Source organism: Streptomyces sp. NPDC090022, from assembly GCF_044748145.1.
GTDB lineage: Bacteria > Actinomycetota > Actinomycetes > Streptomycetales > Streptomycetaceae > Streptomyces.
This window is the reverse complement of the sequence record NZ_JBIVFN010000003.1, coordinates 507,731-532,002: the sequence shown is the minus strand read 5'-3', so window position 1 is coordinate 532,002 and position 24,272 is coordinate 507,731. Positions and strand designations below refer to the sequence as shown.

Below are 24,272 nucleotides of genomic sequence, written 5' to 3'. Positions count from 1 at the left end.
CGGGGGCATCCTGTGCCTCAGGCCGAGCAGGACGTGGTGCTCGTGGTGGAGGAGCACGTCGAGGTGGAGCTGCAGCTGGTGGAACCGGCGAGCACGACCTCGCTGGCGTCCGAGTAGTCGGAGATCTCGAAGGTCTCGGACTCCAGCTCCAGGATCTCGTCGGCGAGCGAGGCCAGCGGCGACTTCTCCATGATGACTCCCAAGGGGTCGAAGGCGGTTGCGGCACCGGACCGGCGCCGGGATCCATCACAACCCCTGTCCGTGTCAGCCGGCCCCACGATCCGCTGACAGAAAGTGTCAGCGGGGTGCCGGGACCGCCGGACCGCGCCCGGGCGACCATGGGTGCCATGACCCTCGCCGCCCGCAGCACCCCCGGTCTCGACGCCCTCCTGCGCCCGTTGACCACGTTCTACCTGGACCTGCACCGGCACCCGGAGCTGTCGGGCGCGGAGCGGCGGACGGCGGGGCGGTACGCGGCGTGGCTGACGGAGGCCGGGTACGAGGTGACCGGCGGGGTCGGCGGGCACGGGGTGGTGGGCGTCCTGCGCAACGGGGACGGACCCACGGTGCTGCTGCGGGCCGAACTCGACGCGCTGCCCGTGCGCGAGGCCACCGGGCTGCCGTACGCGAGCGAGGGCGCGGCGGCGCACGCGTGCGGGCACGATCTGCACCTGGCCGCGGCGGCGGGCGCGGCCTCGCTGCTGGCCGCGGCGCGCGCGCAGTGGCGGGGCACGCTGATGGTGATCGGCCAGCCCGCCGAGGAGACCCTCACCGGGGCCCGCGCCATGCTGGAGGACGGTCTGTACGAGCGCTTCGGCCGCCCGGACGACGTCCTGGCCCAGCACGCGGCGCCGCTGCCGGCGGGCATGGTGGCGCACGGATACGGCCCGATGACGGCGGGCAGCGTCACCCTGCGGGTGGTGGTGCACGGGCGGGGCGGCCACGCGGGGGCCCCGCACCTGGCCGTCGACCCGGTGGTGGCCGCCGCGCACGTGGTGACCCGGCTGCAGACCGTCGTCTCGCGGGAGGCGGCGCCCGCGGAGCAGGTGGCGGTGACGGTCGGCTCGTTCCACGCCGGGGAGCGGGCCAACGTGATCCCCGACCGGGCCGAACTCGCCATCACCGTACGGGCGGTGAGCGAGGCCTCGCTGGCGCGGGCCACCGCGGCCGTGGAGCGGGTGGTGCGCGCCGAGTGCGCGGCCGCCGGCTGCCCCCGGGACCCGGATGCCGAGCGGGTCTCGGCCTCCCCGGTCACCCACCCCGACCCGGCGGCGACGGCCGCCGTCCGGGCCGCCCACGTGGCGGAGTTCGGCGCGGAGCGGGTGACGATGTGGCCGCCGTCGCTGGCCACGGAGGACTTCGCCCACTTCGGCGGGGACGGCATCCGTTCGGCGTACTGGATGCTGGGTGTGGTCGGCCCGGGGACCTGGGCGCGCACCCCGGGCGCGTCGGCCGCCGACAAGCTCGCGGCGCTGCCCGCCAACCACGCCCCGGACTTCGCCCCGGACCCGCGCACCGCCCTCCCGGCCGGCGTCCGTGCCCTGGTGTCGGCGGCCCGGGCCCGGCTGGCGGTGACCGTGGCACCGTGACCGGCGAGGCCGCGTACCTGGAGCGCTCCGCCGAACTGGTCCCCCGGGTCTGACCGCCGGTGCGGGCCGTCCTGTGTGCCGCGGCCATGGTGGCGGGCCCCGATGTGGTGTCCGCGCCTATGGGTCGGGGCCCGTACCCGCCCTAGGTTGTCGGCATGAGCAACGGACTGCGGGGCAGGACCGCCCTGGTCACGGGCGGCGGCAGCGGGATCGGGCGGGCCTGCGCCGGGGCGCTGGCCGCCGCCGGGGCCGAGGTCCATGTCGTGGACATCGACGCCGGGGCGGCCCGGACCGCGGCCCGGGAGGTGGGGGGCGTCGCGCACGTGGCCGACCTCGCCGACCCGGACGCCGTCGCGGCGCTGCCGGCCGCCGTCGACATCCTGGTCAACAACGCCGGGCTGCAACACGTGGCGCCGATCACCGAGTTCCCGCCGGAGCGGTTCGTCCGCATCCAGCAGGTCATGGTGACCGCGCCGTTCCTGCTGATGCGCCGGACCCTCCCCGCCATGCGCGAGCGCGGCTGGGGGCGCGTGGTGAACATTTCCAGCGTGCACGGGCTGCGGGCCAGCGCGTACAAGTCCGCCTACGTCGCGGCGAAGCACGCGCTGGAGGGGCTGAGCAAGGTCGCCGCGATCGAGGGCGCCGCACACGGCATCACCAGCAACTGCGTGAGTCCCGGCTACGTCCGTACGCCCCTGGTGGAGGGGCAGATCCAGGACCAGGCCGCCGCGCACGGCCTCGCGCCCGAGGCCGTCGTGGGCGATGTCCTGCTCGCCCGTTCCCCCGTGAAGCGGCTGATCGAGCCGGCCGAGGTGGCGGCCGCCGTCCTGTGGCTGTGCGGTCCCGACTCCGGCTACGTCACCGGCATCTCCCTGCCCGTGGACGGGGGCTGGACCGCCGGCTGACGCGCCGCGCCGCGCACACCCCCACGGGGTATCCGGTCCCTCCGGCCTTCGGCACGATGTCATCCCGCCTCGACTCCCGCCCTGCGCGAGGGCGTTGGAGGGGCGAGGCGGACGACGAGAGGGCACCAGGAACGTGCGTTTGACAGGCAGACGTCGGATATCCGTGGCCGCGGCATGTGCCGTGGCGGCGATCGTGGGGGGAATCCAGCTGCAGTCCACGGCCTTCGGCACCGAGGGTGCGCAGGGCTCCGAGCCGGATCAGGAGGTGAGCGCGGCCCCGGTACCGGGTGGGGACGTGGACGGGGAGGGTGCCCACGCCGACGCCGTGGTCCAAGGCAGCGACAGCACCGGCTTCGTGAACGGGGTGATGACCCTCGAGGGCCGGCCGGCAGCCGCCGCCACCCGCGCCGGGGCCGTGGCGGCCCCGGCCCCGCCCCAGGGCGAGGGGTGGAAGCTGAGCGGCGCCACGAAGTGGCTGGCGACCGGCTACACGATCAAGTTCCGCGACCAGAAGTCCGTGGACTGGCTGGGCGGTTACGTGAAGTCCACGGCCGCGGACCTCCAGCGCATCACCAACCTCCCGGTCACCGTGAACACCACGCCCGTGGGCTGGGACTACGAACGTCCCAAGGGCGAGGTGATCATCGGGGTGGCGCACCGCCCGTGCCTGCCCCCGCCCGGTGAGGGCAGTATGGGCAGCACCGGCTGGAAGGTGGTCCGCGACGGATCGGGCAGCCCCAACCTCAGCTGCGGGTTCACCAGTTCCTCCGTTCCGGAGACCGTCACCAGCGGACACGCCTACATCGACGACGAGTTCTTCACTCCGGACGGCAAGCCCACGGCCGCGATGGGCGACTGGTACATGCGCAACCACATCAGCCACGAGATCGGGCACACGCTCGGGCTGACGCACGCGAACCGCAGCCTGACGCGCGGCGACTGCGTCAAGGGCACCGACTCCGGCCAGTTCCCGGTGATGTGCTCGCCGGCCACCGCCTACCAGGACAAGCGGGCAGGCGCCTACGTCCAGCAGTTCGACGTGCAGGGGCTGCGGCTGCTCGCGGCCGGCGCCGGCGCCTCGCTGTCCCCGCAGGGGAAGGTGACCGGCATCGCGGGCAAATGCCTGGACGTCAAGGGCGGCAAGGCCGTCAGCGGTACGCCGATCCAGCTCTACACGTGCAACGGCACGGCCGCGCAGTCGTGGATCCTGGGCAAGGACGGCACGTTCCGCGCGTTCGGCAAGTGCCTGGACAACGCCCGCAACGCGGCCACCAACGGCAATGTGATCCACCTGTACGACTGCAACGGCACCGCGGCGCAGCGCTGGTCGGTCAACGCCAAGGGCCAGATCGTGCACGTCGCCTCGGGCAAGGTGCTCGACGCGAAGGGCGGCGCGTCGGCCAACGGAACCGTGATCCAGCTGTACTCGGCGAACACGGGCAAGGGCCAGGTCTGGACCGCCCCGAAGTAGCCTGCCTCCTCTTCCCGCCCCGGCGCGTCACCGTACCGCTCCGGGGCGGGGAACTTTCGTCCAAGACAAGGTCCGCGGCTTCGTCGGTCGTCGAGGCATGTCCAGACACGACACGGGGACACGCACCCCGAAACGCACTGCCGACGACGGCTGGGAGGTCGCCCGCCCCCTGGGCGGCGTCTCTCTCGACGGCGTACAGATGGCCGGGTTCCGTGATCGGACGGCCGCCGGGCTGGACATGCGGGTGCTGCCGCAGCCCGCGGTGATCGTCGTCATCGGGCTCGGAGTCGACCCGGTCATGGTGGAGAGCCCCTCCGGGCACCGGCCGCAGAGGGGACTGGGCGCCTCCTCGTCGCCGGGTCCCGCCCGTATCCGCGGCGAGGGCGTCGAATGCGTCGAGGTGGCGTTGTCGCCCCGGGCCGCCTATGCGCTGCTGGGTGTCTCCCCGCTCGAACTGGACGGCTGCATCACCGGGCTGGAGGACCTGTGGGGGCGGCACGCCCGGCTGCTGCGCGAACAGGTGGAGGAGACCACGTCCTGGCAGGAGCCCTTCGCGCTCACGGAGGGCTTCCCGCCGGCCTGCCCGCGTCCACCACGCCCTGACAGCCCGTACCCGGACCGGACGGTGATCCGGTCGACTCGACGAAGCAAGCAGAACCTGTGATGAACACCGACGTCCGAGCGGCACAGACCGCGGCGGGCCGGGAGCTCGTCGTCCGGCTCGCGTTCGGCACGACTGGACGGACGACCAGGCGGTCACGATCCTGCGCCACTGCCGCCACAGGTGCTGCCGCCCCACGGCGTCGTACTGATCGTGGAGCCGGTGCTTCCCGAGGTGGTCGGCGCCGAGGACGACGGCACCTACCTGAGCGACCTCAACATGATGCTGAACGTGGGCGGCAGGGAACGCACCCGCGCAGACTTCGAAGAGCTGTGCGGCCGGGCGGGCCTGCGCGTCCGGTCCGTCACCCCGCTCGCGGAGGCCGCCCCGTACTCCCTGATCGAAGCCGTGACCGGCTGATCACGGACCACGTGCCGCGCAGGGGCTAGGCCGGGGACTGCGCGGCCGTGGTCCGGCCGAAGGCGGCGGGCGTGCGGAACTGGGCGGGGTCCGGGTAGGTGGCCTGCGCCGCGTCCAGGGCGGCCCGGATGCGGCCGCGGAACTCCTGGCCGAGCACCTCCAGGCCCTCCAGGAGTTCGAGGGCTTCCACGGTCGGCCCCGGCAGCGGCCGGGCCATCCGGTCGGCGCCGCCGATCCCGATGAACCCCTTCCGGGCCCGCTCCCGGTGGCGGACGGCCCGCTCGGACAGACCGGCCGTCGCGTAGCCCAGGGCCAGGGCGAGGTCGTCCAGGAACCCGCAGGTGCCCCGGTACATGTCGTCGGCGCCCTGGAGCGTCTGCACCGGGCTGCCCGCCGTCATCCACTGGTCCTGGTCCCGCGACATGCCCGTGCCGCCGAGCAGTTCCCGGGCCTCTCCCAGCAGAGCGCGCGCCCGGTCGACGACGGCGATGGCGGCGGCGAGCTCAGCGGTGTCCACGTGCGGGGTCATACAGGTCCTCCAGGTGGTGGGTGCTGCTGCGAACCGTAAGAGACGGGGTGACCTCCGCACCATGCCCGTGCGGCCGCAATCCCGCGGCCGCCCGCCGGCCGCCGTCAGCCCGCCGGGGCCCCCGCCGCCTCACCCGGCCCGTCACCGAGCGCGGCCAGGAGCTCACGTTCGCGCGCGGCGTCCAGGCCCGCGCGCCGGGGCCGGTCCAGGCCCTGGGCGCGCTCCCACTCCAGGGTGTCGGCGAGCAGCCGTACGCGCGGGCGGTGGCGCAGCCCCGCGGCGCGGGCCGCCGCGCCGGTCCGGGCCGACCAGCCCTCCCAGCCGGGTTCGGCCAGCCACAGGGGCAGCGATCCGGGCCCCATGTACGGGGCGACCCCCTGCGCGGTCAGCCAGTCCGACCCGGCGGTGACCACCGGGCCGGTGTGCCCGCCCACGGCCCGGGACAGCGCGATCCAGTCGTCGAAGGCGGTGACGGGGCCGACCGCGTCGAAGGTCCCCGTGGTCCCGGCCTCGGCGCTGTCCAGCAGCCAGGCGGCCAGGTCGCGGACGTCGATCACCTGGGTCGGCAGGTCCGGCGTACGGGGCACCAGCAGGGGCCCGTGGGGGTCGCGTGCCGCGCGGGTCACCCAGTAGCCGGAGCGGCCGGTGTGGTCCCCGGGGCCGCCGATCAGGCCGGCGCGCGCGATGAGGAGACGGTCGCCGACGGCCCGGCTCGACGCCTGCTCGCAGGCGGCCTTCGCCTCCGCGTACAGCCCGCGGTCGGCCTCGTCCCGGTCGGTGGGGGCGTGCAGCGGGGCGGACTCGTCCGCGTCGGGCGTGGCGTGGGAGGCGTACGCGCTGACGGAGGAGACGTAGCTCCAGTGCCGGGCCCGGGCGCCCAGCGCGCGCAGGGCGCCGCGGACGAAGCCGGGCTGCCAGGACACCTCCACGACCGCGTCCCAGTCGCGGCCGCCCAGGGCGTCGTACGCCGCGGGGTCGCGCCGGTCGGCGGCCACCAGGGCCGCGCCCGGCGCCGCCGCTCCGCTCTCGCCGCGGGCCAGACAGGTGACGTCGTGGCCGCGCTCGACGGCCTGCCGGGACACTTCCCGGCCCACCCACGCGGTACCGCCCAGGATCAAGATTTCCATCCGCCCACTCAAGCACGGTGGGCACAACCGGTCACCGTGGTTTCGCCGAGGGCGAGCGGCGTCCGTCCGGCGGACCACGCGGGACGGACCGGGATGTGAACACGCCACGTCGGCCCGGTAGCCGCGTGCAGCCTCCCCGGGGCGACCAGCAGTGCTACAAATGGTTCGTGACCCATCCTTGCAACCCGTGCCGGGGACGTCGGTGCGGTCACTGAAGAGAAACCGCCCGCGCAGCGTCGCCCGGCAGGTGTTCCTGCTCCAGGTGGCGATCGTGGTGCTGCTCACCGCCGGTGCCGTCCTGGCACTGGTGCTGCAGTCGCGCCACGACGTCGAACGCGACGCCGTCGCCCGGTCCGTGGCGGTCGCCGAGACCTTCGCGCACTCGCCCGGCCTGCACGTGGCGCTCCAGGCGCCCGATCCCTCCCGGATCCTCCAACCGCTCACCGAGAAGACCCGCAAAGTGGCCGGGGTGGACTTCCTCGTGGTGATGGACACCGAGGGCAAGCGCTACACCCATCCGCTCCCCGACCGCATCGGAAAACGTTTCGTCGGCACGATCGGGCCCTCGCTGGCGGGCCAGGTGCACACCGAGAGCGTGGACGGCCCGCTGGGCAAGGAGATCCAGGCCGTCGTGCCGGTCTTCGACCCCGAGGGCGAGGTCGAGGCGCTGGTGTCGGCCGGTCTCACCGTCGAGAACGTCACCGGTGTGGTCGACCGGCAGCTCCCCGTGATCCTGGGGGCCAGCGCGGCGGCCCTGGGCCTGGCCACCGTCGGCGCGGCGCTGATCAGCCGGCGCCTGGACCGCCAGACCCATGGGCTGGGCCCGCTCGAGATGACCCGGATGTACGAGCACCACGACGCGGTGCTGCACACCGTCCGCGAGGGGGTGCTGATCGTCGACGGCGGCGGCCGGCTGCTGCTCGCGAACGACGAGGCGAAACGGCTGCTCAAGCTGCCGTCGGATGCCGAGGGGCAGCATCTGAGGGAGGTCCCGGGCCTGGACCGGAACGTCGCCGACCTGCTGCTGTCCGGCCGGGAGGCCACCGACGAGGTGCACGAGGCCGGGGACCGGCTGCTGGTGATCAACCAGCGGCGGACCCGGCCCCGCGGCCGGCCCGAGGAGGGCACGGCCGTGACCATCCGCGACTCGACCGAGATGCGCGTGCTCAGCGCCCGGGCGGAGGCGGCCCGCAAGCGGCTGCGGCTGCTCTACGACGCCGGGGTGGGCGTGGGCACCACCCTGGACGTGGAGCGGACCGCCCAGGAACTGGCGGACGTCGCCGTCCCGCGGTTCGCGGACTTCGTGACCGTCGACCTGGCGGAGTCCGTCCTGCACGGTGACGAGCCCACCGCCGCGTCGCCGGACCTGCGCCGTACGGCGGTCAGCGGGGTCCGCGACGACTCCCCGCTCTACCCGCTGGGCCGCCTGATCGACTTCCTGCCCTCGACCCCGCAGGCGCGCGGCCTGGGCAGCGGCCGCGCCGAGGTGATCGTCGACCTGGCCGACGCGCCCGGCTGGCACGCCCAGGACCCGCCGCGGGCCCAGGCCATCGTCGACTACGGCATCCACTCGCTGATCACGGCGCCCCTGAAGACGAGCGGCGGGGTGCTGGGCGTGGTCAACTTCTGGCGGTCGCGCAAACCCGAGCCGTTCGACGACGAGGACCTGTCGCTGGCGGAGGAGCTGGTGGCACGGGCCGCGGTGACCATCGACAACGCCCGCCGGTACACGCGCGAGCACGCCCTGGCGGTGACCCTGCAGCGCAGCCTGCTGCCGCGCGACCTGCCCGAGCAGAGCGCCGTGGAGGTGGCCCACTACTACCTGCCCGCGCAGTCCGGGGTGGGCGGGGACTGGTTCGACGTGATCCCGCTGGCGGGCAGCCGGGTGGCCCTCGTGGTCGGGGACGTCGTCGGCCACGGGCTGCACGCCGCGGCCACCATGGGCCGGCTGCGCACGGCCGTACTGAACTTCTCCTCCCTGGACCTGCCGCCCGACGAGCTGCTGGGCCATCTCGACGACCTCGTCCAGTACATCGACCAGAGCCGGGAGGGCGGCGACGGCGACGGCGGGCTGCTCGGCGCCACCTGCCTGTACGCCGTGTACGACGCGGTGACGCAGCGCTGCACGGTGGCCCGGGCCGGTCACGTGCCGCCGGCGCTGGTGCGCCCGGACGGCACCGTGGAGATCCCGGAGCTGCCGGCGGGCGCTCCGCTGGGCCTGGGCGGCTTCCCCTTCGAGGCGGCGGAGCTCGACCTCGGCGAGGGCACCCAGCTGGTGCTGTACACGGACGGGCTGATCGAGGACCGCACCCGTGACATCGACGAGGGGCTCGACCTGCTCCGTTCGGCGCTGGGGCAGGCCGGGGACCGGCCGGAGGAGACCTGCCGGGCGATCCTCAAGGAGCTGCTCCCGGTGCGTCCGCGCGACGACGTGGCCCTGCTCGTCGCGCGGACGTCGGCGCTGGCGCCGGACCGCATCGCCGAGTGGGAGGTGCCCTTCGAGCCGAGTGCGGTCGGTGAGATGCGGGCCGCAGCGCTGGCCAAGCTCGAGGAGTGGGGGCTGGACGCACTGTCCTTCGGCACCGAACTCGTGCTGAGCGAGCTGGTCACGAACGCGATCCGGCACGGCGCGGCGCCGGTGCGTGTACGCCTGCTGTACGACCGGATGCTGACCTGCGAGGTCTTCGACGGCAGCAGCACCTCGCCGCACCTGCGCTACGCCACCACCCTGGACGAGGGCGGGCGCGGGCTCTTCCTGGTGGCCCAGCTCAGCCGCCGGTGGGGGGCCCGGTACACGCCGGACGGCAAGGTCATCTGGTCGGAACAGACCCTGCCGGGACCCGAGGACGCCTGAGCGGGCCGAGCGGGCCGAGCGGGCTGGGGGGCTGGGGGGGCTGGGCGGGCTGGGCGGGCTGGGCGGGCCGAGCGGGAGCGCCGCTACGGCAGCGGCGTCCCCCGGGCCGTGATCCACAGCTCGTACCACTCCTCGTGCGTGAGCGCCGGGGCGCGCAGCGCCGCGTCCCGGCAGGCGCGGACGCGTTCGGGCCGGGCGGTGCCGATGACCGGCGCGATGCCCGCCGGGTGGCGCGTCAGCCACCACAGCAGGACCGTCTCGGGCGTGGTGCCCTTCTCCTCGGCCAGCCGGGCCAGGAGGGCCGCGGTGGCCTTCTCCGCGGGGCTCTCCTGACGTCCCGTGAAGCGGCCCTGGGCGAGCGCGCCCCAGGCCTGCAGGCGCACGCCGTGGTCGCGGCAGTACTCCAGGGTGCCGACGGGGAAGCCGTTGGCGGTGGCGTGCGGGGTGTTCAGCAGGACGCCGGCCTCCACCCAGTCCCGGCTGTGCAGGCTCATCTCCAGCTGGTTCGCGACCAGCGGCACGTCGAGGTGGGCCTGGAGGGCGGCGAGCTGGGCGGCGCCCATGTTGGACACGCCGAAGTGCCGTACGAGACCCTGCCGGTGCAGGGTGGCCAGCGCGGCCGCGACGGCCTCGGGGTCCGCCAGCGGGTCGGGGCGGTGCAGGAGCAGGACGTCGATGACGTCGGTGCGCAGCCGGGTCAGGCTCTCCTCCACACGCCGCAGGATGCTCTCGCCGCGCAGGTCGTACCGGCCGGGCCGGTCGCCGTCCGCGAGGCGGATGCCGCACTTGGTCTGGAGGGTGATCCGCCCGCGCAGCCCGGGGGTCCGGGCGAGCACCTCGCCGAAGACGGCCTCGGCCTTGCCGTGGCGGTAGATGTCGGCGTGGTCGAAGGCGGTGATCCCGCTGTCGAGGGCGGCGTCGATCACCGCTTCGGCGGCGTCGATGTCGGCGGGGCCGTACGCGTCCGTGCCCCAGCTCCCGCCCAGGCCCATGCACCCGTACAGCACCCGGTCGGTGCTCGTGTCCGCACTCGCGTTCCTCGTCACGACCCCAGCCTAGGGCCGGACACGCCCTGGGGCCGCCATGGCCCACGCTGCAGCAGCGGTGACGCAGAGCGATAATTGCAGCAGCACGCAGAACCCGCTGGACAACGCCATGGAATCGCTGCGGCGATCCGGAAGTGGGGCGGAGTGAGTGATGCACGACCCCGTATTCCACGATGCCTCCGGCATTCTTCCGGAACCGGGCGACGAGACCTACGCCCTCCTGGACGCGCACGGCGTCGTGATCGGCTGGAGCCCGGGGGCGGAGCGCCTGCTCGGGTACACGACGCAGGAGGTACGCGGCCGACGGGGGGTCGATCTGCTGGACGCGCGCGCCGAGGACGGCCTCGCGGTCCTGCGCCACCGCGACGGGCACGGCGTCGAGGTCGCGCTGCACGCGCGCCGGCTGGACTCCACTGCCGGCGAGCGGCAGTGGCTGATCCAGGCGACCGACGCGGAGGCCACCCGGCGGCAGGAACTGAGCGAGGCCCTGATCAGGGGGCTGTTCACCGAGTCCCCCTTCCTCATCGACGTCTTCGACACGCAGCTGCGCTTCATCGCGCAGAACGACGCCCTGCGGCGCGGCGAGGGCTTCGCCAACGAGGAGTTCGTGGGGCGCACCATGTCGGAGGTGGCGCCGCCCGACCTGATGGACATGGCGGCCCTGGAGGCCCGCCAGCGCCGGGTCCTGGCGACCGGGGAGGCCCTGGTCCAGACGGAGGTGCGCGGCCTGATCCGGGGCGATCCCGACCGTCAGAAGGTGTGGTCCGAGACCATCCTGCCGCTGCGCAGCAGCTCGGGCGAGGTGATCGCGCTGGCGCACACCGTGGCCGATGTCACCGAACGTGCCCGGGCCCGGGAGCGGTTGGCGGTGGTCAACGAGGCGAGCACCCGCATCGGCACCTCGCTCGACGTCCTGCACACGGCGCGGGAGCTGGTCGACGTGGCCGTGCCGGACTTCGCCGACCACGCGTACGTCAACCTGCTGGCCCCGGTCTTCCTCGGCGACGAGCCCGTCCCGGGCCCGGTGTCCGAGGCCGTGCCCCTGCTGCGGGCGGCGAGTTCCTCGATCACCGGCGGGCCCGTGGAGACCCCGGACGCGGTGGTCCCGACGGGCGAGGCGGACCCGTTCACCTCGGGCCCGGGGTCGCTGTTCACGCGGGCGCTGGCCAGCGGCGAGCCGCTGCTGCTGACGGGCGAGGAGCTGCTGACGGAGCTCTCCCCGGCCGATCCCCGGCGGGCGGTGCTGGTCGAGTCGTACGGGGTGCACTCGTGGCTGCTGGTCCCGATGTCCGCGCGCGGCGCGGCCCTCGGCGCGGCCTGTTTCGTACGGTACGCGCGCGCCCGCCCCTTCGAGGCGGACGACGTGCTGCTGGCCGAGGAGATCGTGGCGCGGGCGGCCGTGTGCATCGACAACGCGCGCCGCTACACGCGCGAGCGCACCGCCGCCCTGGCCCTGCGGCGCAGTCTGCTGCCCCAGGAGCTGCCGGTGCTCGGCGCGGTGGAGGCGGTGTGCCGCTACCTCCCCGCGCACGGGCACGCGGAGCTGGGCGGGGCCTGGTACGACGTGATCCCGCTGTCGGGAGCGCGGGTGGCGCTGGTGGTGGGCGACGCGCAGGGGCGCGGCCTGAACGCGGCGGTGACGATGGGGCGGCTGCGCACGGTGGTCCGCACGCTCGCGGACCTCGACCTCTCCCCCGACGAGCTGCTCGCGTACATGAACGACCAGATCAACCGTTTCCCCGACGAGCACACCCGGGACGAGGCCGCCGGGGACGGCCCGGACGGCGGCGGGCGCGCCGGCGCGGCCGGGGCGGCGGGGACCACCTGTGTGTACGTGGTCTTCGACCCGGTCACCCGGCGGTGCGCGCTGGCCCGCGCCGGCCATCCGCCGCCGGTGCACGCGCCCCGCTCGGGGCGACCGGTGCTCCTCGACGTGCCGGGCGGACCCCCGCTGGGCCGGCCCGGCACCCCCCTGGAGAGCGGCGAGCTGACGCTGGAGGACGGGGACGTGCTGGTGCTGTACACGCACGGCCTGGTGGGCTCGCCGGAACGCGGCGTGGACCTGGGCCTGCAGCGCCTGCCCGAGGCGCTGTCGGGCATCGCGCTGGACCTGCCGCCGGGGCGCTCGCGCGACGGGGCGGGCCTCGACGACGCCTGCGACATGATGATCGGCCGGCTGCTGCCCGTACCGGCGCAGGACGACGTGGCGCTGCTGATGGTGCGGGTGCACGAACTGGACGCCGGCCACCATGTCACGTGGGACCTGCCGGCCGAGCCCGAGGTCGTCGGGCGCGCCCGTACGCTCGCGACCCGGAAGCTGGCGGAATGGGGTCTGGAGGAGCTGGAGTTCAGCACGGAGCTGGTGGTCAGCGAACTGGTCACCAACGCCGTCCGGTACGGCACCGGGCCGATCCAGCTGCGGATGATCCGCGACCGCGAGCTGATCTGCGAGGTCTCCGACGGCAGCAGCACCTCCCCGCACGTGCGGCACGCGGAGGACACCGACGAGGGCGGGCGCGGGCTGTTCCTGGTGGCGCAGCTCGCGGCGCTGTGGGGCGCCCGCTACCACGCGCGGGGCAAGACGATCTGGGCGGAACAGCCCTTCCCCGAGGGGTATCTGGAGGTGGCGGACGCGGCGGCCGACCGGTGACCGCCGGCGGCTGACCGCCGGGCTCACTGGCAGGTGGTCGCGGGGCCCTTCTGGCGGGTGAGCCGGTCGTTGGACATCCAGCCGGCGATGTCCGTGTCGGCCACGCTCACGTAGGTCCACCGGTTGCCGTGGGCGTTGACGACGGAGCAGTGGAACAGCAGCTTCGTGCCGGTCTTCGCCATGGCCACGGTGGCACACGTCTGGTACGGGCCGGTCACGATGGGGAAGTCGCCGGCCATGAAGGCGTAGCTGCCCGGCTTGCGGTCCTGGTGGCCCCATCCGGTGCACGTCGTCGGCGTGGAGGTGGGGGCGGGGTCGGGGGCGGCCGGGGCGGTGGTCCTGCCGCCGGGTGTCGGCTTCGCCTTCGGTTTCGGCGTCGCGGCGGGCGGCGCGGCCTGCGCCCCGCCGGAGCCGCGCGCGCGGCCGTCCTTGGTCATCAGGGCGTACGCGATGCCACCGCCGGCCAGGAGCACGGCGACGGCCGCCGCGACGGCGGCGCGGGCGCCCCGCCCGTACCCGGACGGCGGCGGGGCGGCGGCACCCGTGGACGGCGGGGGCGGGGGCGGGACCGGAGCGAGCATCGTGGCGGGGGCGGGCGTGGTGCCCGGGGCGGGCGTGCCGACCAGGGCGAACGTGCCGACCGGGGCGAACGTGCCTGCCGGAGCGGGCGTGCTCGCCTGGGCCGGGGCGGGCGTGCTCGCCGGGGCGAACGTGCCTGCCGGGGCGAACGTGCTCGTCTGGGCCGGGGCGGGGGTGCCGGCCGAAGCCGGGGCGGGGGTGCCCGGGTGGGCCGGGGCCGGCATCGTGGCCGGGGTCGCGAGTCCGCCCGCGGCCACTCGTTCCAGCAGCTCGCGCGCCTGTCCCGCCGCAGGCCGGTCCTCGGGGTCCTTCGCCAGGAGCGCCCGCAGCACCGGCGCCAGCGGGCCCGCCCGCCGGGGCTCCGGCAGCGGTTCCCCCACGATGGCCGCCAGCGTGGACCAGGCGGCGGTCCGGCGGAACGGCGAGGCGCCGCCCTCCACGGCCTGGTACAGCGTCATGCCCAGCGACCAGATGTCCGACGCGGGGCCGGGCTCGCGGCCCTGCGCCCGCTCGGGCGCGAGGAAGTCCAGGGAGCCGACGATCTCACCGCTGCGGGTCAGCTTGGCCGCAGCCTCGTCGCCGGAGTCCTCCACGGTGGCGATCCCGAAGTCGGTGAGCACGACGCGGCCGCCCTGCTCCAGCAGCACGTTCGCCGGTTTGACGTCCCGGTGCAGCACCCCGGCCCGGTGCGCGGCGTCGAGCGCGTCCATCAGCCGCGCGCCGATCGCCGCGGCCTCGCGCGGGTCGAGCGGGCCGTGCGAGGCCAGCACGTCGTCGAGCGAGGGCCCGTCGACCAGTTCCATGACGATGACCGGGAGGCCGTCCTGGGCGGTGACGTCGTGCACCGTGACCACTCCGGGGTGCCGGATCCGGGCGGCGGCCTGCGCCTCCCGCCGCATCCGCGAGCGCAGCGCGGCCAGTTCGGTCTCCGAGGCGTCGGTGTAGGCCCGCATGACCTTGACGGCGACCTCCCGGTCCAGGAGTTCGTCCACGGCGCGGGCGACCACGCCCATGCCGCCGCGTCCGATGGTCGCGGTCACCCGGTAGCGCCCACCGAGCACCTTGCCGGCCAGCTCGCCGCCGATCGCCTCCCCCGCCGTCACCGCACGCTCCGTTCCGTCACCGTTCACCACGTCATGTACAGGACGGGCTCCAGCGTAGAGGTCCGCGCGGACAGAGGGGTGCGGGGGCCCGCCCGAGCGCCCCGGTCAGTCGCGCACCGAGCTCCAGGAGTGCCACAGGGCGGCGTACGCGCCGCCGGCCGCGAGGAGTTCGTCGTGGCTGCCCAGTTCCACGATCCGGCCGCGGTCCATCACCGCGATCCGGTCGGCCTCCCGTACGGAGTCCAGCCGGTGGACGATCGAGACCACGGTACGTCCCTCGATCAGCGCGGCCAGGGAGCGTTCGACCTGCCGGGAGGCGGAGGAGTCCAGCAGTGCGGTGGCCTCGTCCAGCACCAGGGTGTGCGGGTCGGACAGCAGCAGCCGGGCGAGGGCGAGTTGCTGTGCGGCGGACGGTGAGACGGGGGCGGCGCCGGAGCCTATCTCGCTGTCGAGGCCGTCGGGCAGCGACCGCGCCCAGTCGGCCAGGCGTACGGTCTCCAGCGCCTCCCACAGGTCCCGGTCCGCCCAGTCGTCGTCGCCGGCGAGGGTGAGGTTGTCGCGCACGGTTCCGGTGAAGACGTGCTGTTCCTGGGTGACCAGGACGATCTCGCGGCGCAGTTGGCCGACCGGGAGCGAGGTGAGGTCGGCGCCGCCGATACGGACGGTGCCGCGCGTGGGGTGGTGCACGCCGGCCAGGAGTTTGCCCAGCGTGGACTTGCCCGCGCCGGACGCGCCGACCACGGCGAGCCGTTCGCCCGGGGCGAGTTCGAGGTCGATACCGCTGAGCACCTCCCGCTCGGGCACCTCCCGCTCGGGCCCGGCCCCGTGGTCCGCCCCGCGCGCGGGTCCGTAGCCGAAGCCGACGCCTTCGAGGCGGATCCCGTGACCGTTCAACACCGCTGCGGGCCGGGGTTCTTCGCGTGGCAGCCGCTCGGCGCCCAGGATCCGGCGCAGCGCCGCGTTGCCGATCTGCAGTTCGTCGGTCCAGGTGAGCAGGTCGTTGAGGGGTTCACCGAGGGCCTGGACGTAGAGCACCACGGCGGTGAGTTCACCGAGCCCGACCGCGCCGCGCTGGTAGGCGAGTCCGCCGATGAGCAGGGTCAGCGCCATCGGGACCATCGTGGCCAGGTCCAGGCTCGGGAACCAGATGGTCTGGAGCCAGGTGGTGTGCTGCCGGGTGCGTACGACCTCGTCGACGGCCCGGCCGTGCCGCAGCCGCTGGCGCGGTCCCAGGCCCAGGGCCTCCACGGTGGAGCAGCCGCGGGTGGTCTCGTGGGTGATCGCCAGGACGTCGGCCTCCTGGGCCAGGAGCCGCTCGTACGCGCGGGTGGCGCGGGGCCGGTACCACCAGGTGGACAGCGCCGCGAAGGGGACGCCGGCGAGCAGGCCGAGGGCCAGGACGGGCGAGGTGAGCAGGATGGCGCCGACCGTGAAGACCAGGGTGACGGCGGCCAGCGCGATCCGGGGGACGGCCTGCCGGATGCTCTCCCCCAGCCGGTCGGCGTCGGTGGTGGCGCGGCTGAGCAGGTCGCCGGTGCCGACGCTCTCCACCTCGGACAGCGGCAGGCCGAGGATGCGGCGGACGAACGTCTCGCGGGTGCCGGCCAGGACGCGTTCGCCGAGCAGGGTGGCCTGGACCCTGGCGGCGCGCGCCAGCAGGGCGTGCACGACGAGGGTGGCGACGAAGGCGAGGGCGAGGAGGTCGACGCGGGCGGTGGTGGTGCCGTCCTTGACCGACTCGACGAGGTGGCCGAGCAGCCGGGGGCCGGTCAGGCCCGCGACGAGCGCGATGCCGAAGAGGGCCAGGGTGAGGGCCAGCCGGCCGGCGTTGCCGCGGACGAAGGCACGGACCCAGCGGCGTACGTCGGCCCGCCCGGCCAGGGGCAGCCGGCCCCGGCCGTGGGCCGTGCCGTCCGGTGCGCAGTCCGGTGCGCCGTCCGGTGCGCCGGGCGCGGTTCCCGCCGGGCCGGGCGCGGTCCCCGCCGGGCCCTCGCCGGGGGCCGGGTCGGGGTCCGGGCCGGGTGCGCCGCCGCGCCGCGCGGCCTGGGCCGGGTGACCGGTGGTGTCGGTGCCGGTCGTGGTGGGGGGCTTCATGTGCGGGCTGCTCCTTCGGCGCGGGCGGGTCGGCCGTCGGCGTCGAGACGGTGGACTCGGTCGGCGACGCCCATCCACAGCGGGCTGTCGCTGAGGACCACGGTGGTGCGGCCGGCGCGCAGGGCGGCCACCCGCTCGGCCACCCGGGCCTCGGTCTGGGCGTCCACCGAGGCCGTGGGGTCCTCCAGGACCAGGACGTCGGGGGCGGCGAGCAGGGCGCGGGCGAGCACCAGACGCTGGCGCTGGCCGCCGGACAGCGCCCGGCCGCCCTCGCCCAGGTACGCGTCCAGGCCGCCGGGCAGGCCCTCCACCACGTCGGTGGCGTCGGCCGCGAAGAGCGCGTCGGCCAGCGCGCCGCGGGGCCGGGCGAGACCCGCGGTGAGCTCCTCCCGTACCGTGCCGCTGAACAGGGTGTCGGCGGGGCCCGAGCGCAGTACCCGGCCGCGCAGTTCGGCGAGGTCGACGCGGTCCAGCGGGACCCCGCCGAGCAGGACGCCCGGGGAGTCGGGCCGCTCGCCGTACCGGGTGAGCCGGTCGGCGAGGGCGCCGGCCCGCTCGGCGGGGGCGGCGACCACGGTGAGCCGCCCGGCCTCGGCGGTGATCCCGGTGGCCGCGTCGGTCAGGGTGAGCGGGCCGGCGGGCAGCGGGGCGGGGTCGGCGGGCTGCCCGGGCACCGGGGTGATGCGCAGCAGGACGCAGACCCGGCCGGCCGCGACCCTGGCGAGGCTGAGGGTCTCGGCGGCCTCGGTGGCGGTGCTCACGGGGAGGGTGAGGAAGGCGGACGCGCCGTAGAAGGCGACGAGTTCGCCGGGGGTGATGGTGCCGTTCAGGGCCAGGCGGGCGCCGAGCCAGGCGATGCCGACGGTGACCAGGCCGGGCAGGAACACCCCGGCGGCCTGTAGCCACGCCTCCATCCGGCCGGCCGACTCGCCGGCCCGGCGGACCTGCTGACTGGTGGCGCGGAAACGTGCCGCGAAGCCCTCCTCACCGCCGATGCCGCGCAGGATGCGCAGGCCCGCGACGATGTCCCCGGCCTGCGAGGTGGCGATGCCCATGTGTTCGCGCTGCTCCTCGTCGCGCTCCTGGAGGGGGCGCAGCAGCGGTCCGATGCCGAGGACGGCGGCCGGTACGCCGATGAGCACCGCGAGGCCGAGGACGGGCGAGGTGACGGTGAGCGCGACGGCGACGAGGACGGCGGCGACCACCGCGCCGACGGAACGGCCCACGACCTCGAAGGAGTTGCCGATGCTCTCGACGTCGGCGGCGGCCGAGGCGGCCACGTCGCCGGCGCGGGCCTTGGCGCGCAGCGTGCCGCCGAGGCGCGTCACCTGCCGCATCAGCACCCGGTGGGTGTACGACACGGCGTGCGCCTCGGCGCCGACGGCGGCCTGGATCAGGCCGGCGCCGGCCACGGCCTGGACGATGCCGAGGCCGAGGGCCAGCAGCGACCACACGGAGAGGGCGGCCGGGTCGTCGGCCCGGCCGGCCTCGTCGATGGCCCGGCCGATGACCAGGGGCAGCAGGGCCAGCGGCACCATCCAGGCCATGCCGAGGACGGCGCTGAGCACCAGCGGCCAGGGCCGCACGCGCACCAGCCACCACAGGTAGGCCCAGGGCCCCCGGGCATCGGCTTCCGGCAGGGCCGCGGGGGACACCGAGGCGTCGAACAGTCTGTTGGCCACAGGCGGGGCTCCAGGACTCCAGTCAGGCGGTGGGGCGGTTCGGACGGTCAGAGGCGGCCGTCGGAGAGGGGCCGGTCAGAGATGGCGGTCGCGGGTGGCGGCGCGGTCGACCTTCCCGGTGCGGGTATGCACGAGCTCGGGCACGACGACGATCCGGTCGGGGACCATGAACGCCGGCAGCTCGGCGCGGAGTTCCTCGCGCAGCGCCGGTCCGTCCCGGGGTGCGTCCGGCGCCAGGACCACGAAGGCGACCAGGGCCGTGTGCTCGCCCTTGGTGTGCGGGGCCGCGGCGACCGCGCGCACGCCGGGCCGGCCGCCGAGCTGGTGCTCGACGTCGAGCAGGTCCACGCGGTGCCCGCGGATCTTGACCTGGTGGTCGACGCGCCCGTGGAAGACGAGACTGCCGTCGGCGGCCTCGTGGACGAGGTCGCCGGTGCGGTACCAGCGGGTACGGCTGCCGCCGCCGTCGAGGTCGGCCTCGACGAACCGGGCGGCCGTCCGTTCGGGATCGTCGAGGTAACCGAGGGCGAGCTGGGGTCCGGCCACGTACAGCTCGCCGGGGTGGCCGGGGCCGGGGGCCGCGTCCTCGTGGGGGACGACGGCCTGCCGTACGGAGGGCAGCGGGCGCCCGATGGGCACGCCCTCGGGGAACGGGCCTTCGGCGGCCGGGCCCGCGAGTTCGGCGGTGTGGGTGACCAGCGCGGTCTCGGTGGAGCCGTACGTGTTGAGCAGCCGTACGCCGTCGGCGCCGAGCCGGTGCCAGCGCTCCAGCATGTCGGGCCGGACGGCCTCGCCGCCGATGACGACCGTGTCGAGGCCGGCGGGGAGCTCCAGCCCGTGCTCCAGGAGGTGGCCGGTGAAGACGTGCCAGTAGTCGACGGGCAGGTTGACGAGGGTGATCCCGGCCTCGTGCAGCAGCCGGCCGAGGGACGATTCGGCGTCCTCGTCGATGACCAGGAGGCCGCCCCCGCAGAGGGTGGGCAGGATCTCCTCCAGGCTGGTGTCGCCGTCGGCGCGGTGGAAGCCCAGCGCCACGGTGTCGGGACCGACGCCGTAGCGGGCGCGCAGTTCGGGGACCACGGCGTGCAGGGCGCCGTGCGGTACGGCGGCCGCCTTGGGCGCGCCGGTGGAGCCCGAGGTGAACAGGACGTACGCCGGGTCCTCGGCGCGCACCGGCTCGCCGGTCTCGCGCAGCGGTGCCCGGGAGGTGCCGCGGGTGCCCCAGTTGGGGCGCAGCAACCGGTCCACGTCCGGCAGCCGGCCGGTCTCGGCGGTGGTGACCGCCTCGCGGCAGCCCAGGGCCCGCAGGGCCTGGTCCGTGCGGGCGCCGGCGTCGCCGGGGACGGGCACGTACGCGCGGCCGGCGGCGAGCACGCCGAGGAGGGCGGCGACGTCGCGGGCGCTGTGGTGGGTGACGATGCCGACGGGCGGGTGCGGGCCGGGTCGCCGGGTGGCCACCAGATCGGCCACCGCGCCTGCCCATCGGGCCAGTTGGCCGTAGCCGACGGTGACTCCGTTGTCGAGGACGGCGGGGCGGTCGGGGTCCGAGCGGGCGATGGCGAAGAAGGGGTCGAGCACGTTGGGCAGGGTCATGGAATGGATGTCCCGGGGTCTGGCACGAAGGAGGGTGCGGACGGGAGGGTCACGGCCGGACGCCGCCACTACGGCCGACGACGTCCACCAGCGGTACTCACCCGCCGGCCGCCGCGGAGGAAGCGGCGGACGCCGACCCGGCCGGCGGGCCGGCCGGCGCGGAAGGGCCGGCGGACGCCGGGGCAGCCGGCGGCCCGTCGGGCGAGCCCGGTCCGGCCGGTGCCGAGGCGGCTGACGCGGACCCGGTCGGTGGGGCGGTGGGCTCGGTCGGTGGGGTGGTGGTGAGGGCGAGGACGGTGGCGCGGTGGTGGGTGGCGAGGCGGCGTACCGTGGCGGGGTCGTGCAGGGCCGTCGAGTACCACCACTCCACGCGCAGCACGTCGTCGTGGGTGGTGGCGATCACCTCGATCAGGTGCGGGCGTACCCAGTCCGGGCCGGTGATGTCACCGACGGGCTCGTCGGCGATGTCCATGAGCAGTCCGCCGAGGGGCAGTTCGTCGGCGTCGTCGCCCTCGAAGTCGAAGGAGACGTCGCTGGGCGCGGCCCCGCGCAGGGCGGCCGCGAGCCGCGGCCGGCCGTGCTGGCGCAGCGCCCCGTACCCCACGCCTCCGCCGGGCAGGGCGGCGAGGTGGCCGACGGTCCGGGCCAGGCGTGCGGCCGGCGGATCACCGGCGGCCAGGTCCACCCGGACCGGGACGGTGGTGGTGAACCAGCCGGTGGTACGGGCCAGATCGGTGTCGCCGACGGTCTCCTCGCGGCCGTGGCGCAGCACGTCCACCCGGACCGCGTCCGGCGCCGCGCCGCCGCCGGGCGCCCCGGCGGACGCCCCGCCGAGCACCTCGCCGAGCGTCTCGCCCAGGGCGTGCAGCAGGAGTTCGCCGGGATGGCAGCGGTGGGCCCGCGAAGCCGCGGTGAGGCGCTCGGTGAACTCCGGGGGGAATTCCTCGGTATGGGTGGCGGCCGTGGCCGCGGTGTTCGCCGCCCGGGGGTCCTCGGGCGCGTGGTCGAGCGGGACCGACGCCGGGGTGCGGGCCACCTCGGTCCACCACTCGGCCTCCGCCTCGGCCTCGGGGGTACGGGCGTACGCGGCGAGGGCCTGCGCCCACTCGGGGTAGGAGGTGCCCTCGGCGCACCCGGCGCCGGGCCGGCCGGCGGCGAGGTCCGCGTACAGCCGTTCCAGGTCGGCGAGCAGGATCGACCAGGACACCATGTCGAACGCGAGCTGGTGGACGGCGATCAGCAGCCGGCCCGGGCGGGCCGGGCCGGCGTCGAAGCGGACGAAGCGGGCCACCCGGCCGGCCTGCGGGTCGAGCGAACGCTGCTCCACCGCGCACCGCAGGGTGATCGCCTCCGCGAGCTCGGCGCCGTCGAGCTCGCGGACGTCCACCACGTCGAGGACCGCGTCGAGGAGTCCGCCGGACGGGCCGTCCGGGTCGAGCGCCTCGGCGCGCTGGCGGGGCCGGCGCGCGGGCGGTGCCTCGAAGGCCAGGCGCAGCGAGGCGTGTCCGGCGACCAGGTGCCGGACGGCCTCGGCGAACACGGCGGGGTCCAGGCCGGGGCGGGTGGTGAACAGCAGCGCCTGGTTCCAGTGGGCGCGGCCACCGGTCTGCTCCTCCCAGGCCTGTTCCTGGGAGGGGGTGAGCAGGACGGGGCCGTGGGCGGCGCCGGGTGCGGCGCCGCCGGTGGTCCGCCGCCGGGCGGCCCGGTCGGCGACCAGCGCGACGAGCCCGTCGAGGGCGAGGTCCTCCGCGAACAGCTCGCGCAGCTGGACCCGGACGCCGAAGGCGGCCTCGATCCGGCGGGCGGCGCGGATCAGGTCGAGGGAGTCCACGCCGAGGTCGCGCAGGGGCGCGGCGAGGTCGGCGTCCGGTTCGAGGGCGGCCTCGGCCAGCCATCCGGCGAGCTGCGCCCGTACGTCGGCGACGGCGACCGGCGCCGTCGTGTCGAGGACCGGCGCTGTGTTGCCGTCGGCCGGCGCCGTGTTGCCGTCGGCCGGTTCCGGAGCGGACGCCACGGCAGGGCTCCCGGCCGGGTCCGCGGCGGGCACTTCGGCGGGCGCTCCCGCCGAGACCGCTGCCGGGACGTCAGCGGGCACTCCGGCCGGGACGTCGGCCGGGACCGCGGCCGGGGCGTCGGCGCGGGCTTCGGCCGGGACGTCGGCGCGGGCGGTCACGCGTCCGGCCCGTCGAGCGCGCCGGACGGGCGGCGGATCAGGAAGGGGCCGAGGGCGAGGGCGTCCATCGGTAGCCGGTGGAAGGTGGCGAGGGCGTCGCGCGGGCTGCACACGACCGGTTCGTCCCGGCCGTTGAAGGACGTGTTGAGGACCACGGCGGTGCCGGTGTGCCGGCCGACCTCGCCGATCAGCCGGTGGTAGAGCGGGTCGACGGCCCGCGAGACGGTCTGCGGGCGGGTGGTGCGGTCGCTGTGCACGACGGCGGGCATGGCGGCGGCGCCGGCCTCGGTCACCGGGGTGGTGACGATCATGTACGGGAGCGGGGTGTCCGTGCCGATCAGGGCGGGGGCCGCCTCCTCCTGCATGCTGGGCGCGAACGGCCGCCAGGCCTCCCGGTCCTTGATGCGGACGTTGACCCGGTCGCGGGTGCTCTCGGGCGAGGGCACGGCCAGCATGCTGCGGTGCCCGAGCGCCCGCGGACCGCCTTCGGCGCGGCCCTGGAACCAGCCGACGACCCCGCCCCGCGCGAGGGCGCCGGCGGTGGCGGCGGCGATGTCCTCGTGCTCGGTGTAGGCGGTGCCGGAGGCGTCCAGGATCTGCCGTATCGCCCCGGGCGACCACTGCGGGCCCCAGGCCACCGAGCCGTCCATCGGGCGGATCCGGTCGCCCTCCTGGGCGGCCACCCGGACGGCCGCGCCGAGCGAGACGCCCTGGTCGCCGGCGAGCGGCTGGACGAACAGGTCCCCGACCTCGGGCAGGCGCATCAGCTTGCCGTTGAGGGTGGCGTTGAAGCCGACCCCGCCGGCGATCATCAGGGTGGTCTCGCCGGTCTCCCGCAGCAGGCCGCGCACCAGGGCGATGACGGCCCGTTCCAGGGCGGCCTGGGCAGTGGCGGCGATGTCGCGGTACTCGAAGGGGTCGTGGTCGGTGACCTTGGTGAAGCGGCCCAGGCGGGGATCGAAGCGGCGGGCGGAGCGGTTCGGGGCCTGCGGGAGGGTCTTCTCCAGGTGCTCCAGCCAGTGCCGGACGGTGGCGGTCTCCTCGTCGGTGGAGCCGGTGGAGCGCAGGTCGGGCGGGACGACGCCGATGGTGAAGTCCTCGTCGGCGAAGGCGAGCGCGCCGCCGAAGGTGAGGTCCTGGGGGCGGCCGTAGGACGCCAGGCCCATCATCTTGCCGGCGGCGTCGGCGCCGAGACCGGCGTACGCGCAGACGGCGGCGTAGAAGTAGCCGAGCGACCAGCCGGGGGTGTGGGCGCGGAGCGTCTTGATCTCGCCGTCGATGCCGACGGCGAGGGTGGTGCTCTCGTTCTCGCCCTGGCCGTCGAGGACCAGGATGGCGCCGCGGTCGCGTCCGGAGAGGTGGTAGGCGCTGGCCGCGTGGGCGAGGTGGTGGTTCACGAAGGTCAGGCGCGGGTCCCGGGTGCGCGGGAACAGGACCTTGGGCAGCAGGTGTTCCAGGGCGTCCGCGTCACTGGCGAACCAGTCGAGGCCGCGGTCGCGGAAGAGCGTGGGGAGGTCCCAGCCGTGGGCGACGACGTCGATGTCGCCGAGGGTGAGGCCGGCTTCGGCGAGGCAGTGGGCCGCCGCGTTCAGGGGGGCCTCACCGTAGGCGTGCTTGTTGCGGGTGAAGCGTTCCTCCTCCGCCATGGCGATCACCTCGCCGTCGATGACGAGGCAGGCGGCACCATCGTGGCTGGCACCGGGCCAGCCGTTGACTCCGAGCACACGCATGGTCAAGTCCCCAAAGGTCGGTCGGGATTCTCCGGTCCGGGCCGGCCGGGCGGCGGCGGGGCGGCCGCGGCCCGGCCCGGCGCGGGTGGTCCGGCTATGCCGACCGATCTTGTCGACCGGCGGAGT

General features: G+C 75.4%; 16 protein-coding genes and 1 pseudogene. 7 read left to right on the top strand and 10 right to left on the bottom strand.

The window, feature by feature from the left end; all coding sequences use genetic code 11:
• Positions 1-17: 17 nt before the first annotated feature.
• On the bottom strand, positions 18-191 hold the full coding sequence (locus ACIPXB_RS10210; protein ID WP_007268044.1) for a thiazolylpeptide-type bacteriocin: 174 nt from the start codon (positions 189-191) through the stop codon (positions 18-20).
• A gap of 156 nt (positions 192-347) precedes the next feature.
• Here ACIPXB_RS10210 and ACIPXB_RS10205 point away from each other — a divergent pair, with 156 nt between their 5' ends.
• The 5 genes and pseudogenes from ACIPXB_RS10205 to ACIPXB_RS10185 form a co-directional block, all read left to right on the top strand.
• Positions 348-1,589: an amidohydrolase gene (locus ACIPXB_RS10205; RefSeq protein ID WP_401447056.1), complete on the top strand. Its 1,242-nt coding sequence runs from the start codon at positions 348-350 to the stop codon at positions 1,587-1,589.
• Positions 1,590-1,744: 155 nt separating this feature from the next.
• Positions 1,745-2,494 (top strand): 3-hydroxybutyrate dehydrogenase, encoded by a 750-nt coding sequence (locus ACIPXB_RS10200; protein ID WP_401447054.1) that lies wholly within the window; start codon positions 1,745-1,747, stop codon positions 2,492-2,494.
• 133 nt (positions 2,495-2,627) lie between these two features.
• Positions 2,628-3,965 carry a ricin-type beta-trefoil lectin domain protein gene (locus tag ACIPXB_RS10195; protein ID WP_401447051.1) on the top strand — a complete coding sequence of 446 codons (1,338 nt, stop codon included), beginning with the start codon at positions 2,628-2,630 and terminating at the stop codon, positions 3,963-3,965.
• Between the two features lie 97 nt (positions 3,966-4,062).
• On the top strand, positions 4,063-4,629 hold the full coding sequence (locus ACIPXB_RS10190) for a hypothetical protein (RefSeq protein WP_401447049.1): 567 nt from the start codon (positions 4,063-4,065) through the stop codon (positions 4,627-4,629).
• A gap of 61 nt (positions 4,630-4,690) precedes the next feature.
• Positions 4,691-4,986, top strand: a pseudogene (locus ACIPXB_RS10185) (methyltransferase); the annotation flags it as partial.
• A 25-nt stretch (positions 4,987-5,011) separates the two neighbouring features.
• Here ACIPXB_RS10185 and ACIPXB_RS10180 read toward each other — a convergent pair.
• Together ACIPXB_RS10180 and ACIPXB_RS10175 are read right to left on the bottom strand one after the other, a co-directional pair.
• The gene (locus tag ACIPXB_RS10180) at positions 5,012-5,515 is read right to left on the bottom strand and encodes a hypothetical protein (protein WP_401447047.1); all 504 of its coding nucleotides are present in this window, start codon (positions 5,513-5,515) and stop codon (positions 5,012-5,014) included.
• Positions 5,516-5,619: 104 nt separating this feature from the next.
• The gene (locus tag ACIPXB_RS10175) at positions 5,620-6,642 is read right to left on the bottom strand and encodes an NAD-dependent epimerase/dehydratase family protein (RefSeq protein WP_401447045.1); all 1,023 of its coding nucleotides are present in this window, start codon (positions 6,640-6,642) and stop codon (positions 5,620-5,622) included.
• 160 nt (positions 6,643-6,802) lie between these two features.
• On the opposite strand from ACIPXB_RS10175, the gene ACIPXB_RS10170 reads away from it, so the two are divergent.
• Positions 6,803-9,496 (top strand): SpoIIE family protein phosphatase, encoded by a 2,694-nt coding sequence (locus ACIPXB_RS10170; RefSeq protein ID WP_401447043.1) that lies wholly within the window; start codon positions 6,803-6,805, stop codon positions 9,494-9,496.
• A gap of 83 nt (positions 9,497-9,579) precedes the next feature.
• Here ACIPXB_RS10170 and ACIPXB_RS10165 read toward each other — a convergent pair whose 3' ends face one another.
• Positions 9,580-10,542, bottom strand: coding sequence for an aldo/keto reductase family oxidoreductase (locus tag ACIPXB_RS10165; protein WP_401447040.1), 963 nt, complete (start codon positions 10,540-10,542; stop codon positions 9,580-9,582).
• A gap of 151 nt (positions 10,543-10,693) precedes the next feature.
• On the opposite strand from ACIPXB_RS10165, the gene ACIPXB_RS10160 reads away from it, so the two are divergent.
• Positions 10,694-13,192 (top strand): SpoIIE family protein phosphatase, encoded by a 2,499-nt coding sequence (locus ACIPXB_RS10160; protein ID WP_401447038.1) that lies wholly within the window; start codon positions 10,694-10,696, stop codon positions 13,190-13,192.
• Positions 13,193-13,215: 23 nt separating this feature from the next.
• On the opposite strand, the gene ACIPXB_RS10155 is transcribed toward ACIPXB_RS10160, so the two are convergent.
• The 6 genes from ACIPXB_RS10155 to ACIPXB_RS10130 all read right to left on the bottom strand — a co-directional run bounded on the left by ACIPXB_RS10155 (position 13,216) and on the right by ACIPXB_RS10130 (position 24,146).
• A complete protein-coding gene (locus ACIPXB_RS10155; protein WP_401447036.1) occupies positions 13,216-14,874 on the bottom strand; it encodes a protein kinase in 1,659 nt (552 codons plus the stop codon).
• Between the two features lie 105 nt (positions 14,875-14,979).
• On the bottom strand, positions 14,980-16,968 hold the full coding sequence (locus ACIPXB_RS10150) for an ABC transporter ATP-binding protein (RefSeq protein ID WP_401447033.1): 1,989 nt from the start codon (positions 16,966-16,968) through the stop codon (positions 14,980-14,982).
• Positions 16,965-18,650, bottom strand: coding sequence for an ABC transporter transmembrane domain-containing protein (locus ACIPXB_RS10145; RefSeq protein ID WP_401447031.1), 1,686 nt, complete (start codon positions 18,648-18,650; stop codon positions 16,965-16,967). Before ACIPXB_RS10145 ends, ACIPXB_RS10150 begins: the two co-directional genes overlap by 4 nt.
• 75 nt (positions 18,651-18,725) lie before the next feature.
• Positions 18,726-20,243 carry an amino acid adenylation domain-containing protein gene (locus ACIPXB_RS10140; RefSeq protein ID WP_401447029.1) on the bottom strand — a complete coding sequence of 506 codons (1,518 nt, stop codon included), beginning with the start codon at positions 20,241-20,243 and terminating at the stop codon, positions 18,726-18,728.
• 97 nt (positions 20,244-20,340) lie between these two features.
• Positions 20,341-22,416, bottom strand: coding sequence for a condensation domain-containing protein (locus ACIPXB_RS10135; RefSeq protein WP_401447027.1), 2,076 nt, complete (start codon positions 22,414-22,416; stop codon positions 20,341-20,343).
• Positions 22,413-24,146 (bottom strand): carbamoyltransferase, encoded by a 1,734-nt coding sequence (locus ACIPXB_RS10130; protein WP_401447024.1) that lies wholly within the window; start codon positions 24,144-24,146, stop codon positions 22,413-22,415. Before ACIPXB_RS10130 ends, ACIPXB_RS10135 begins: the two co-directional genes overlap by 4 nt.
• Between the last annotated feature and the right edge of the window lie 126 nt (positions 24,147-24,272).

Excerpts from the sequence above, each read along its gene's own strand:
- ACIPXB_RS10175 (WP_401447045.1), bottom strand. The coding sequence starts at position 6,642 with ATGGAAATCTTGATCCTGGGCGGTACCGCGTGGGTGGGCCGGGAAGTG.
- ACIPXB_RS10170 (WP_401447043.1), top strand. The coding sequence starts at position 6,803 with ATGGTTCGTGACCCATCCTTGCAACCCGTGCCGGGGACGTCGGTGCGG.
- ACIPXB_RS10140 (WP_401447029.1), bottom strand. The coding sequence starts at position 20,243 with ATGACCCTGCCCAACGTGCTCGACCCCTTCTTCGCCATCGCCCGCTCG.
- ACIPXB_RS10160 (WP_401447038.1), top strand. The coding sequence starts at position 10,694 with ATGCACGACCCCGTATTCCACGATGCCTCCGGCATTCTTCCGGAACCG.
- ACIPXB_RS10200 (WP_401447054.1), top strand. The coding sequence starts at position 1,745 with ATGAGCAACGGACTGCGGGGCAGGACCGCCCTGGTCACGGGCGGCGGC.
- ACIPXB_RS10130 (WP_401447024.1), bottom strand. The coding sequence starts at position 24,146 with ATGCGTGTGCTCGGAGTCAACGGCTGGCCCGGTGCCAGCCACGATGGT.
- ACIPXB_RS10150 (WP_401447033.1), bottom strand. The coding sequence starts at position 16,968 with ATGAAGCCCCCCACCACGACCGGCACCGACACCACCGGTCACCCGGCC.
- ACIPXB_RS10205 (WP_401447056.1), top strand. The coding sequence starts at position 348 with ATGACCCTCGCCGCCCGCAGCACCCCCGGTCTCGACGCCCTCCTGCGC.
- ACIPXB_RS10210 (WP_007268044.1), bottom strand. The coding sequence starts at position 191 with ATGGAGAAGTCGCCGCTGGCCTCGCTCGCCGACGAGATCCTGGAGCTG.
- ACIPXB_RS10180 (WP_401447047.1), bottom strand. The coding sequence starts at position 5,515 with ATGACCCCGCACGTGGACACCGCTGAGCTCGCCGCCGCCATCGCCGTC.
- ACIPXB_RS10190 (WP_401447049.1), top strand. The coding sequence starts at position 4,063 with ATGTCCAGACACGACACGGGGACACGCACCCCGAAACGCACTGCCGAC.